We start from the raw sequence: 11,370 nt of genomic DNA, 5'->3' as shown, positions 1-11,370 counted from the left end.
CAGGCGAGTACTTCGACGTCCCCAACGGGAACTCCTGTCCTATGGATCTTCACGATCCAATGATCAGGGTGTCCACGATCAAGGGGTAGGGCCCGACCGTGCCCGTCTACAGGCAGGTCAAGACGGTCGAAGGGCCTGGGAAGAGCCACAGCGTTGCGAAAATATGCCAGCCTGACTCCACGAAGAAGCGAGAAAATCGAACTGCTGAGACGAGCTATCTCGGGAAGCTGTTCATCGGGAAGCCGCTCCCTGAGGGCACCCGGTTCACGTTGATCGTGAACGAGACGCCCGCGGCTGACCTGTACGAGTTCGCCTGCGAGCGTGGCCGGACGAGAGAGCCTGTAAGCGCTGAGGTACGTCAGAAGGTGATCGACAGGCTCAACGGGTTGAACCTGCGTGATCAGCGAGACGTCGGCTGGTGTGTAGACCGCCTTGACGTGCTGGTCGAGGCTCGCACGAGTGATCAGGTCGAAGACGAAGCACGACGGCGCCTGACCCCGATGGTCAGAAGCTACCTTGGCCAAGAGCCCTTGGTCGCCGAGGTGGATGAGGTTTTGAAGCGGCTCATCTCAGTTCACATCGGCCGGAAGGCTGCGGAGCTACGGGCGGTACGTCACAGCGTCGAGGACTTCCGTGCCGTGTTCGAGGACGCAGTCCAGCGAGTCACCGGTCAACGTCATGACGGCGGCATGGAGCGGCTCATGACTCTCCAGGAGAAGTTGCGGCCGGCCGGTGTCCTGGCAGAAGAAGCCGATCGACAGCACGAGGCTATGCTCGCGTTCCGCCGGCACCAGCGCAGCAGTCTGGGTGCTGAGAAGCAGCGTCTCGCCGACCTTTCGGACAAGATCTACGCCATCTGCCAAGTCACTGCCATGCAGCGACGTGGCGGCCTGATCGAGGCGGGGGAACCGGCCTATAGGGAAACCGTCCAAGCCGTCTGCCGCTTGCCCGAAGTGGTGTCGAACGAGGTGCCCCTCAGCCATGCGCTCGCTGTCCTGAGTGACATCACGGCTCGCTGCCAGAACAGGTACGAAGATGCCTCATAAGATCGGCAGCCGCGTCGTGCCACCGCCGCACAGGGCATGGGATCCGGATGACTCCGTGGACTTTCACGCCTCTCGCCTCCTGCTGCTCATCCACCTGTGTGGCAAGGAACCAGGTCCATATATCGAGGGTCGAACGAAGTTCGCGAAGCTCGACTTCTTCCTCCGGTATCCAGGGTTTCTTGAGCGCGCGCACGCATCTCTCCCGCAGACCGCAGGACTGAGCCATGCCTTCGTCGCCATGGACGCACACGAGGTCGAAGCACCGATGGTCCGGTATCGGTATGGCCCCTGGGACCACCGCTACCGGCAGTTCCTTTTCTTCCTCACCGCCCGCAAGCTGATCACCGTCACAGTCAGCCACAACCCGGAACGTGTGAAACTGCGTCCGGCCGGGAAGGCGGCCGCAGCTCGCCTGGCCGAGATGGAGCAGTTTCAACCGCTCGTCCGGCGGTGCGAGGCCATGCAGGACAACCTCGCTGCGATGTCGGGAACCGACCTAAAGAACCTCATCTACGACCTGTTCCCAGAAGAGGTCGGCGACGCGCCATTCCACCGGGAGATCCGTCCATGACCCACGACACGAGCGCTGAGCGCGGTCTGCGCATCTCCAAGGTTCGGCTCATCCGCGGCGGCGGCGAATTCGACGAATTCGACTTCGCCTCCGGCATGCTCAACATCCTCCACGGCGTGCGCAACAGCTCCAAGTCCACGACCTTGCGGGTCATCGACTACTGCCTGGGCGACCGCGACAATGCGGCGAAGGCGATAGGGGTTGCCGTAGCCGACGCCTACGTAGCAGTCACCACAGAACTTAGGATCAACGGCCAGCCCTGCGAACTGTCCCGATCCTGGAGCTACGGCCGGATGGGGAAGGTCAGCATCAACGGCGAGGATCTATCAGCGGGCGACTTCTCCGACTGGATTCTCGCCGCGCTTGAGTGGCCGAACATTCACATCCCGCTCGGGCTCAACCCGTCGACTGCTACAGAGCTGATCCCGCTGTCGTTTCGCAACACTCTGCGCCACATCCACCGCAACGAAGAATCGTGGATCAGCTTCGCGCACAAGGAGCAGGAATTCGTCAGGCGCGCCGTCATCAGCCAGCTCCTCGGATTCGCCCGCCCTCGTGCCACGGAGGCCCGGTCTCAATTCGTCCTGGCCCAGGCCAAGCGCCGTTTGAACGAGGCTCAGGCGGTGGACCGCGAGGTACAGCAAAGCACCCTTCAAGCCAGGGCTTCGGCGTAGTCTCGCGACGTCTGGTTCGTAATGGTCTGCGAGCTCAGCCGCAGGGCACCTCGACAGACACGGCTTCCATGGTCCAGGCGTTCTGGACGCGACCGTGTCACAGCTCTTCGGGCAGTTCGTCCAGGTCCCTTGTGGCGGACCACAGAGCGAACGGTGTCGTGTCCGCGGCTGAGAACAGCATCCCCGAGCGCTGGGCGGGCGCCGCCTGGCTGGCGACGGCATCCGGCCGTTACTGACGTCATTTTGTTCGGTCGCCTGTGTGTGTCGTCACGGTCTGACGGCTGACGCGTCGAGGTAGACGATGCGCTCTGCCGGTTCGTCGTCACGTCGATCGAAGCGCTTCGGTATGCCAGCAGGGAGGGCCGGGGCCAGCGCGTGGAACACCGCTGCGTATGCGTCGGGGCCGTAGTCTCGGTAGTGCTTCGTCGCCTGTAGCCACAACGCGCCCGACGGCAGGCGGACCACCTCATGGAACGCGCCGGTGGCGCGAAGGGCACCTGCACCGCCGAGGGGTCCGGCCAGTTCCTTTGGGCAGATCGTCCACCACTCGTATCCACGCAGTGCCTGACGGCTCATCGGGATTGTCTCGTAGGGGAACTTCCATGGAGGACCCAGCGTGCGTTCGAGACCCGTTTTGCCCAGCTCGTCGTCGTAAGTGATGTGTGCGAAGGACGGGTCCATACCTTCACTGATGCCGCGCAGGAAGCGGAGCACTACCTCCTGCTGTGTGGGGTCGAGCAAGTCCCCCTCGGGAATTCTGCAGGACAGTACCGCCCAATCGATCGCCTCCGGCCAATCCCGGGCCTCGGGGCGGTCGACCGTGATTCGCAGAGGGCTTCTACCTGGGTAGCCGCGTTCGTCGAGGACCGAGAGCCCGATCGTCGCGGTGCGCGGGGGATCGGCCAACTGGCGCAGGAACCACGACATGCTTCGCGCCGAGATCACACGGCTGGAACGGCGCAGCTGCCGCCCGTCGTGGCGGGCGATCGAGACGAAGCCCCAGGCAGCGTGCGGCGGTCCGCATGGCATGCTGCGCCGCATTGCTTCCATAGGCAGCTTCGGTCCCTCCTCCAGTGCCTGTCGATGGCTGCCTGCCAGCGTGGCAAAGCCCCCATCCAGCCACGCGCGCGCCATCTCCTCGTAGGTCGTGGGATCGGGCCACTCCACGTTGATCTCGGCAAACAGGTAGTGATCTGGCACGCAGGCATCCCATCAGACACCACCGACATTGGGGGGCATAGCCAAGGCGGCAGGTTGCGGCGTGCCCGCGTGACGCCCGTTTTGCCGTCTCATGAGGCCGAGGATTGCGAGCGGGCGGCGTGGATCGCGGGCGTTGCGGCGCAGGTCGGCTGCAATGTTGGTGGTCCCGGCCAGTTTCAGGGGGCCGATGGCGAGGTTGCGCCAGGTGGCCATCGCACGGGGTGCGTTGCCGGTCCGTAGCTGGGAGGCGTCCTCGGCGAAGGTGGTGTCGCGGACGTGATGCAGGGCCTCGACCTGCCAGTGGCCGCGGATCAGTCGGGCGAGTTGGGCGGGGTCGGCCTGTTCAGCGGTAAGGCTGGTGACCGCGTACACCGTCTTGACGGTGGTCTTGCCGGTCTTGCGGTCGGTGCGGCGCCGCCTGACCTGGATGGCCTGGCGGGCTGCGGGGAAGAGCAGATCGTTGACGGTGGCAACCTTGATCCGTCGGATCTCCGCACGGCCATGGCCCACTCCCTTGACGCGGCCTTGCAGCGGGATGTCCTTCCAGGGCAGGGACTTGAGCTGCTTGTGCAACTTCTTCGTGTTGCCTTTCACAATCACGATGTAGTGGGCCCGCCGCCCCAGGAGGTAGGCGGCGTGCTCGCGCTGAGTGTGCAGCGCGTCGGCGGTGACGACCACGCCGGCCAGGTCGGCGATCGCATCCAGCAGGGGCTCGAAGCGGGTGATCTCGTTCGTCTTCTCGCCGACATCCAGTTGCGCCAGGACCAAGCTGGTGGTGTGTTCCAGTGCGGCGAGCAGGTGGATCTTCCGGCCCTGGGCCTTGGCCGCGCCCCGCAAGCTCTTGCCATCCACGGCCAGGCCCCGAAGTCCGGCACTCGGGGTTGTATCAGGGCGGCGGTCGGCCAGCCAGCGGCCGACCGCCCGGTCCAACGCATCGCCGTCAACGCGAGCAAGCAGCCGACGTACCGCGGACTCCGAGGGCACAAGGCGGCGCGGCAGCAGTGGATCGGGGCGAACCCCGAGGTGTTCCAGCACGTGGGCCGGCGCGTCGGCGATCCATTCGCCGACCGCCAGCAACGACGTCGCGCCAGCCAGCACCGCGCAGGCGGTCAGCGCGAGCACCACGGCCAAGGCGTGGCGCACGCCGCGCGGATCCCGCGGGTCTGGGACCTCGGCCAGCCGCTCCAGCAGGCCCAAAACCTCCTCGGGTACAAGCTGGGGGTGCTCGCGGAGCTGGTCAAGGACAGGCAGGATCGGCGATGGTTCGTCGGCAGGCACGGTCTTCCACTGGGATCACGGGGCGTAGAGAACTCCATGATCGTGGAAACCCGTGCCTGTCACGTTCGCGGAGCCAGCTCAGCAGCCAGAGCAGCACGAACCGGACACCGTCCGACTACGCCGAAGCCCTGGCTCCTCCGGACGGCGCACCCTTGTCGGTCGCGATGGGAGGGGCTGTCATGGACGTGCTGCACGAGCGGTGCGCCGCTTTGGACATCGGCAAGAAGGACCTCAAGGCGTGCGTACGGACTCCAAGTCCGAGCGGTCGGCGTTCGCGGCGGCAGGAGATCCGGACCTTCGCCACCACGACGAACTCCCTGCTGGAGCTGCGGGACTGGCTGGTGGCCGAGAAGGTCACCCTCGTGGTCATGGAAGCCACTGGTGATTACTGGCGCGGGGCGTTCTACCTGCTCGAGGACTGCCTGAACGTGATCCTGGTCAACGCCGCCCACGCCAAGGGCCTGCCCGGCCGCAAGACCGACGTCGCGGACGCGGCCTGGCTCTGCCAGCTGGGCGAATGCGGCCTGCTGAAGGCCTCGTTCGTGCCACCGGAGCCGATCCGGCACCTGCGCGACCTCACCCGCTACCGCACCACCCTGGCCTCCGAGCTGTCCCGGGAGGCCCAGAGACTGGAGAAGGAACTCGAGGACGCCGGGATCAAGCTCTCCACCGTGGCCACCGACATCCTCGGGGTGTCCGGGCGGGCGATGCTGGACGCGCTCATCGACGGGGAACGCGACGTCCACGCGCTCGCGCAGATGGCCAAGGCCCGCATGCGCCCCAAGATCCCCGCCCTCGTCGAAGCGCTGACCGGCAACTTCAGCGAGCACCACGCGTTCCTGTGCCGCATGCACCTGGAGCGCATCGACCAGATCAAGACCGCGATCACGGAGCTGTCGGCGCGGATCGAGGAGGAGATGCGCCCTTTTGCCCGGCAGCTTGAACTGCTCGAGACCATCCCCGGCGTCGGCAAGGCCGTCGCCGAGGTCCTGATCGCGGAGACCGGCGCGGACATGGCCCGGTTCCGCACCGCCGGCCACCTCGCCTCCTGGGCCGGCGTCTGCCCCGGCCACCACGAGTCCGCGGGCAAGCACAAATCCGGGCGCAGACGCCACGGCAACCGATGGCTCGGCGCCGCACTCGGCACCGCGGCGATGGCAGCCTCCCGCACCCGGGACCGCACCTACCCAGGCGCCCGCTACATGCGGCTGATGCCCCGTCTCGGCAAGAAGAAGGCCCTCGTCGCGCTTGAACACACCCTGCTGACCGCCGTCTGGCACATCCTCACCACCGACAGCCCCTTCCACGACCTCGGCGGCGACTACTACACCAAGCACGACCCCGAACGCGCCCTACGACGCATCACCCGCCAGGCCAACGCCCTCGGGCTCACCGTTCGCTTCGAACCCATCGGAGCCTGAGGACGCCACCCTGACTGCTTCTATTTTCGGACCAGCCGGGTGGGTCGTGGACGGTGTCGAAGAGGTGCGTCCAGGCGTGCTGCCAGGGCCAGTTGTGCGGCAGGTGCAGGGTGATGCGTCGTGCGGAGCGGGCGATCCGAGCCGGGATCTGGACCAGATGGGTGCGGAGAGTGGCGGTGGTGGCTTTGGCGTGGAAGGCGGAGGTCAGGGAGCCGGTGGCCCGCAGCAGGTTGTAGGTCATCGCCCAGAGGGTGAGCCAGGCCGCGTTGGCGTGGAAGTGCCCGGAGGGCAGGTGCGCCAGAGCTCCGGCTTTGCTGTCCGCGATGACCTGCTCGACCACGGCGTGGTGGCGGTGTTCCCGCTCGGCCTGCAGCGTTGCGGCAGGCTGGTCGGTGAAGAAGGGGTGGTAGCGCCAGACGGGAAACAGCTCGCCCTGTTCACCCACAACGGCTTGTTTGGCCAGGTCACGGACCCGGCGCACGATCAGTCGGGCAGTGACCTGGTCGCTCTTTTTGCGGCTCGCGAACGCGGTGTATTCGGGTATCTCGGCGACTTCGGCGTCCGAGATGAGCTCACCGGTGGCGGGGTCGGGCACCGCGGTCGGGTAACTGATTTGCTGCCAGGCATCGTTGGGGATGCCGAGGACGGCCCGCTTGATGGAGGGGTTCATCCCGGTGGTGATCGAAAAGTGGGCGCCGGTCCGGCGGCATGCGGCGATCACCCCGGCGTTGTAGAACTGCGAGTCGGCCCGCAGGATACGGGTCCCGGTGCAGCCGGCCTCGCGGGCGGTGGCCAGGGCCTCGCTCACGAATTTCGGGGCGCCTCTGGAGTCTGCTGCCTTGCCGCGTCGCATCCGTACGCCGGCGATCACCGGCCTCGATTGTGGGGTGCAGACCGTGGCGAGCAGCGGGTGCAGGGTGCGGATGCCCTTGAACCGGCCGTACTCGGCGCCCTGGTTTCGCCCGGCCGTAGACCCGCTTGTGCGTGGAGTCGACATCGATGAACGCCAGCTCGTCCGAGCCCGGCAGCAAGGGGGAGTGCGCAGCCAGTGCGGCCAGGAACCGGCGATGGACAGCGTGGAGTTGAAGGGCATGACCGTGGGTGAACGCGCGAAGGAAGGTGCCCAGCGTGGACGGGGCACGGGCACCTGCGAACACGGCCGGCATCGCCCCGTGTCGCAGGACGTGAAGGTCGTCGATGCTGTCCGCACCCGCGGCCATGCCGCCCACAATGCTGGTGACCTTGGCGTCCGCCGCAGCCCCCGCACCGTTCTTCGCGCCGGTCAGCTTCACCTTCTCGGCCACCAGCCGCGACAGCCCGCACCGCTCGGCCAGCCGTAGCACCGGCAGCAGCCCGGCATACGCGATCAGGTTCGGGTCATCGAACGCAGCGGAGACCGCTGCCGGAGTATGGGAAACTTGCATCTACGAGGTGCCTTGCTGATTGTGCGTGCTGGAAGCGTCAGAACTCCCATCATCGCAGGTCAGCAGGCACCTCTTCTTGATTGCTCATCCACAGCACGCGAGTCACTCGGTGGATCGAGGCTTAGGGATAGGCCGGGTGAACGCCTGCTGCACGGCGCGGTTCAGGCTGTCTCCGACGATGCCCATCGGGCTCTCCCTTCAAGATCGGCTGTACGGGCCGCTGTACGGCGATCACACCCACGCCGGGGAAGCGGGCCCGGCGTGGGGCGGAACGCGCCGCACAGCGGCGTACAGGGGCTGGCCCGTGCCGCACGCAGACGGCACGGGCCAGCCCAATTAGCGTGCGGGCTCCGCCAACTAGAGGTCTTGGACGGCGCGCAGGGCCTGGTCCACCCGGGCCATGACCGCAGCGTCGACGGGGCCGAGGAGCTTTGCTCCCTCGAACCGGTTAACCCGCAGTTGTGTGATGTTGACGGCGACCGCGGTGCAGGGGATCGGATCGCCGATCACCACCGACATGGCCGTATCGGGGTACCGGCCGTTCTCGTGCAGCACGATCACGAGGAGAGCGCCGTAGGACTCTTCCAAGCCGGTCAGGCTGACGATCAGAACGTTGCGGCCATCGGGAAGGGCCCAGATCTCACCGCGCTTCACAGGGTGTCGCCCTCGCCCGCCAGGTCGTCGCCGAGGCCGAGCGCGGCGAGCTGCCGCGCGGCGTCGAGAGTGGCGGAGCGGCGGGCAGCGCGCACGACGTACGCGTTGACGCTCATGCCCGCCTCCGCGGCGGCCGCCCTGATCGAGGGGGCGAGTTCGTCGGGGATACGCAGGGTCATAGTGGTGACAGACATGGTTGCAAGAGTAGCCACCGGCTTGCGGTGGCATAAGAGCCTGTGGCTTCGTTCACTTCAAGGAGCAGCGTTTATCTGCCGGTTTGGACAGCAGTTGGTGATCTTGACGCCCCTGGATGTTCATGAGAAGTGACGTCAGGGTGCCCGCATTGCCGGATACCGGAAAGCCAGTCGCGCAGGCCGTCTGCCGTGCCCAGCAGGTGAGGGGACGCGTCCGGGCGGTCATCATGATGAGCCGGGGGCCTGGCGTTCTGGGGTCCGCCGGAGGTGAGAGAGGAAGGCGAGGGGGCGGGACCGTGACAGAGGTGTTCGGCAGGGCTGTGGACGTGTTCATCGTGGCTATGGAGCTGGGCTGCGTGTGGTTGGGAGGGCGGGCCGTTCTCCGGCCGCGTCAGCCACCGGACTACGTGATGATCCAGGAACCTGTGTGGGCGGTCCGCGCCTGGGGGCTCGGCTTTGTGGTGCTGGGGATCTGCCTCCCCATCGAGTCGGTGACCCGGATGACCGGCGGGGAGCCGGGCTGGCCAGCGGCCGTGATCCGCTGGGTTGCCGCACCGCTCGCGATCGGCTCGTTCCTGGCGGCGCTCTTGTCCCGGTGGTGGGAGCGCCGTCGGGCCCGGGCCATGAATGAGGGGCGGCAGGCGTGAACCGGGCCGTCACCTGGAGTGAGGCGGCGCTCGTGGCCGTTGCCTGCTGGGCGGTCAGCGGTCTGGGATACGGCGTGCTCGCCGCCCTTGACGAGCCGCAACTTTCCCCTGCGCCGCTCATCGTCATGGGGCTTTCCCAGTGGTTCTGGGCGAGCCACCGCTTTTGGCTGGCCGGGGTCGCGGCGAGCCTCGCGGGGCCTGTCGTGCTGTTCGCACTCGTCGACGTCCTGCGTCCGGGTCTGGGCCGCTACGTTGCGGACGCGCTGGCCACGGGGGCCGCGGCGACGATCGCCTTGGCCGTCTTCACCCTGGTCGGCCGCGGAGCGGGACGCCATCGTGACGCAGCACGCTGACCAGTTCGTGGGCCACCGCCTCATCCTGCAGCCCGAGCCGGGTGCCGTTGCAGCACACGTCTAACACCGCATGTGAGGGCTGCCCAGGTGCAAGGATCCCAGTGACTTCAAAACTCGTGAACATTGCCTGACCGTGGGTCTGGGTGCCTCCCAAACCCATACACAATCGCCGTCACGACTCGTGGACAAAGCCATCACGGATCCTGTTTTCCGACGTCCTGCTCCCCGCACCCGCGGGGATGGCCCCAACGCGATACAGACGACGCTGAACGGAAACATCTGCTCCCCGGACCCGCGGGGATGGCCCCTCCACGTACCGCGGCGGCCGGTCCGAGGCCAAAGCACGCAACACGGTGTTCCTCGAGATCCCCAGTTGCCGAGCCACCGCCCGCGCCGACAGCCCCTCAACCCGGTGCATCCGGCGGATCTCAGCCCAGTCCTCCACGTCGATCACCCTCGCTTCCTCCTGACCCCAGACAGTGAAGTCAGGATGATTAAGAGATCGCGGCGTGGCTCACTTTTCATCCGCCGTACGTGGCCCTCGTTTCACCCGTTGCCGAGAGGCTGCTCCCCGCACCCGCGGGGATGGTCCCGTCTGCCGGGCCGTCTCCAGGGCGTGGCTCCACTGCTCCCCGCACCCGCAGCGGTCCGGAACCCGGCTCGAACAGCCGTACCCTTCGGGTCGTGGCAGCCTCGTACAACTTCCCCAGGACCTGATCGACGCTCAGGACGAACTCCGTCAGGTCCGCACTGAACTGCAGACGGTCTACCAGCGGGTGCCGTGGCCGGCCGAACCGCTGGACGCGTGGGTGGCTCTGGTCACGAGAATGGACAGAGCTTCGACGTCACTTGGGAAGGCATCTGAATCCGAACACCCGGACGTAGATGTACGCGAGTTCCGACAGTAGAACGCTATGAGGTCGGCGCAACGGTGGTGGGCGCTCGGAACGCTGTATGGTTGCGGTGTTCGTGTGCGATCAGGAATTGAGGACCGAGGAGGTGAGGTTGATGACCGCGCTCAGGGCCACCGTGCGCAGCGCCGGGGTCTCCCTCACGTCCCAGGCTGTGGCCTGACCCTCATACCTGCCCTCGCTGAGAGCGTGAGCTCGCGGGGCGACCACACGAACTTCTCCTGAAACGGATCTTCCATCGTCATGGGCAATACCTGGATCACGCGCGCCGAAACCAGCGCTGACATCCCTGCCATCCGCGACATCACCCTCGCCGCCTTCCCCACCGCTCTGGAGGCCGACCTCGTTGACGCTCTGCGCGCCGACCCGACCGCCTGGATCGAGGGTCTCTCCCTCGTCGCAGCGGACGAGGTCGGCTGCCCGGTGGGCTACGCCCTGCTGACCCGCTGCCACATCGACACCACACCGGCCCTGTGCCTGGCGCCGTGCGCCGTCCACCCGGAACGGCAGCGGACTGGTGCGGGCACCGCGGCCGTCCGCGCGGCCCTGGCCGCAGCAAGGTCGCTGGGCGAACACCATGTGGTTGTCCTCGGACACCCGTCGTATTATCCCCGGTTTGGGTTCAGCCGTGCGTCGGACCACGGCATCGGCGTGACCATCGACGTTCCGGACGACGCCCTGATGGCCCTCAGCCTCGACGCCGGCCATCCGCTCCCCAGCGGAACCGTCCACTACGCCGCTGCGTTCGGTATCTGACCTGGCCTGTGCCGCGGGGGAACTTCAAGCTCCCCTGCGGCACGCCACACCGGGCATCGGTCATTACCCGGCGTCGTGCTGCCCATACTCATGAACATCGAACAGGACTCAGGGACGGTGACTCCCGAAGCCGGTTCTGGCTCAACTTCTGTGTGCGCCGTGAGGCGCTGTTGGTTCGAGTGGAGGTGGAAGGCCTGCACCAACTCGCTGTCGCAGCAGTGGGGTTGAAGCTGAGGGCAGC

Annotated in this window: 12 protein-coding genes and 1 pseudogene; 7 read left to right on the top strand and 6 right to left on the bottom strand. The window is 66.7% G+C overall.

The features are described from left to right. Positions 1-98: 98 nt before the first annotated feature. Genes ACIQFZ_RS42300 through ACIQFZ_RS42290 form a run of 3 tightly spaced genes read left to right on the top strand, consistent with a single transcriptional unit; the run spans position 99 to position 2,291 of the window. Complete coding sequence (locus ACIQFZ_RS42300) at positions 99-1,046, top strand: hypothetical protein (protein WP_402693861.1); 948 nt, start codon at positions 99-101, stop codon at positions 1,044-1,046. Then, complete coding sequence (locus tag ACIQFZ_RS42295; RefSeq protein WP_402693860.1) at positions 1,036-1,617, top strand: hypothetical protein; 582 nt, start codon at positions 1,036-1,038, stop codon at positions 1,615-1,617. The genes ACIQFZ_RS42300 and ACIQFZ_RS42295 overlap by 11 nt, the downstream gene beginning before the upstream one ends. Continuing rightward, positions 1,614-2,291, top strand: coding sequence for a hypothetical protein (locus ACIQFZ_RS42290; RefSeq protein WP_402693859.1), 678 nt, complete (start codon positions 1,614-1,616; stop codon positions 2,289-2,291). Before ACIQFZ_RS42295 ends, ACIQFZ_RS42290 begins: the two co-directional genes overlap by 4 nt. Before the next feature lie 267 nt (positions 2,292-2,558). Here ACIQFZ_RS42290 and ACIQFZ_RS42285 read toward each other — a convergent pair whose 3' ends face one another. Together ACIQFZ_RS42285 and ACIQFZ_RS42280 are read right to left on the bottom strand one after the other, a co-directional pair. Further along, positions 2,559-3,491, bottom strand: a complete 933-nt coding sequence (locus ACIQFZ_RS42285) for a hypothetical protein (protein WP_402693858.1) — start codon at positions 3,489-3,491, stop codon at positions 2,559-2,561. Between the two features lie 12 nt (positions 3,492-3,503). After that, complete coding sequence (locus ACIQFZ_RS42280; protein ID WP_402693857.1) at positions 3,504-4,769, bottom strand: ISAs1 family transposase; 1,266 nt, start codon at positions 4,767-4,769, stop codon at positions 3,504-3,506. A gap of 179 nt (positions 4,770-4,948) precedes the next feature. Here ACIQFZ_RS42280 and ACIQFZ_RS42275 point away from each other — a divergent pair, with 179 nt between their 5' ends. Further along, a complete protein-coding gene (locus ACIQFZ_RS42275; protein WP_376506373.1) occupies positions 4,949-6,190 on the top strand; it encodes an IS110 family transposase in 1,242 nt (413 codons plus the stop codon). On the opposite strand, the pseudogene ACIQFZ_RS42270 reads toward ACIQFZ_RS42275, so the two are convergent. From ACIQFZ_RS42270 to ACIQFZ_RS42260, 3 genes and pseudogenes are all read right to left on the bottom strand, one after another. After that, positions 6,159-7,614, bottom strand: a pseudogene (locus ACIQFZ_RS42270) (IS1380 family transposase). The gene ACIQFZ_RS42275 and the pseudogene ACIQFZ_RS42270 sit on opposite strands and share 32 nt — an antisense overlap. 357 nt (positions 7,615-7,971) lie before the next feature. Continuing rightward, the gene (locus ACIQFZ_RS42265; protein WP_402693856.1) at positions 7,972-8,268 is read right to left on the bottom strand and encodes a hypothetical protein; all 297 of its coding nucleotides are present in this window, start codon (positions 8,266-8,268) and stop codon (positions 7,972-7,974) included. Next, positions 8,265-8,462 (bottom strand): toxin-antitoxin system HicB family antitoxin, encoded by a 198-nt coding sequence (locus ACIQFZ_RS42260; protein ID WP_376407062.1) that lies wholly within the window; start codon positions 8,460-8,462, stop codon positions 8,265-8,267. Before ACIQFZ_RS42260 ends, ACIQFZ_RS42265 begins: the two co-directional genes overlap by 4 nt. A gap of 320 nt (positions 8,463-8,782) precedes the next feature. Between ACIQFZ_RS42260 and ACIQFZ_RS42255 the strand changes: the two genes are divergently transcribed. After that, on the top strand, positions 8,783-9,109 hold the full coding sequence (locus ACIQFZ_RS42255; protein ID WP_402693855.1) for a hypothetical protein: 327 nt from the start codon (positions 8,783-8,785) through the stop codon (positions 9,107-9,109). Further along, complete coding sequence (locus ACIQFZ_RS42250; protein ID WP_402693854.1) at positions 9,106-9,462, top strand: hypothetical protein; 357 nt, start codon at positions 9,106-9,108, stop codon at positions 9,460-9,462. The genes ACIQFZ_RS42255 and ACIQFZ_RS42250 overlap by 4 nt, the downstream gene beginning before the upstream one ends. Positions 9,463-10,439: 977 nt before the next feature. Here ACIQFZ_RS42250 and ACIQFZ_RS42245 read toward each other — a convergent pair. Then, complete coding sequence (locus tag ACIQFZ_RS42245; RefSeq protein WP_402693853.1) at positions 10,440-10,583, bottom strand: hypothetical protein; 144 nt, start codon at positions 10,581-10,583, stop codon at positions 10,440-10,442. A gap of 33 nt (positions 10,584-10,616) precedes the next feature. Between ACIQFZ_RS42245 and ACIQFZ_RS42240 the strand changes: the two genes are divergently transcribed. Further along, positions 10,617-11,129, top strand: a complete 513-nt coding sequence (locus ACIQFZ_RS42240; RefSeq protein WP_402693852.1) for a GNAT family N-acetyltransferase — start codon at positions 10,617-10,619, stop codon at positions 11,127-11,129. Positions 11,130-11,370: the final 241 nt, after the last annotated feature.

The organism is Streptomyces sp. NPDC093064 (assembly GCF_044754605.1).
In the GTDB taxonomy this organism is placed as follows: domain Bacteria; phylum Actinomycetota; class Actinomycetes; order Streptomycetales; family Streptomycetaceae; genus Streptomyces.
Note: the sequence above shows the minus strand (reverse complement) of the source record. Positions and strands in the feature narration are given on the sequence as shown.

Bases quoted from the DNA above. Each gene is read 5' to 3' on its own strand.
- ACIQFZ_RS42275 (WP_376506373.1), top strand. From the start codon at position 4,949: ATGGACGTGCTGCACGAGCGGTGCGCCGCTTTGGACATCGGCAAGAAG.
- ACIQFZ_RS42290 (WP_402693859.1), top strand. From the start codon at position 1,614: ATGACCCACGACACGAGCGCTGAGCGCGGTCTGCGCATCTCCAAGGTT.
- ACIQFZ_RS42260 (WP_376407062.1), bottom strand. From the start codon at position 8,462: ATGTCTGTCACCACTATGACCCTGCGTATCCCCGACGAACTCGCCCCC.
- ACIQFZ_RS42295 (WP_402693860.1), top strand. From the start codon at position 1,036: ATGCCTCATAAGATCGGCAGCCGCGTCGTGCCACCGCCGCACAGGGCA.
- ACIQFZ_RS42240 (WP_402693852.1), top strand. From the start codon at position 10,617: ATGGGCAATACCTGGATCACGCGCGCCGAAACCAGCGCTGACATCCCT.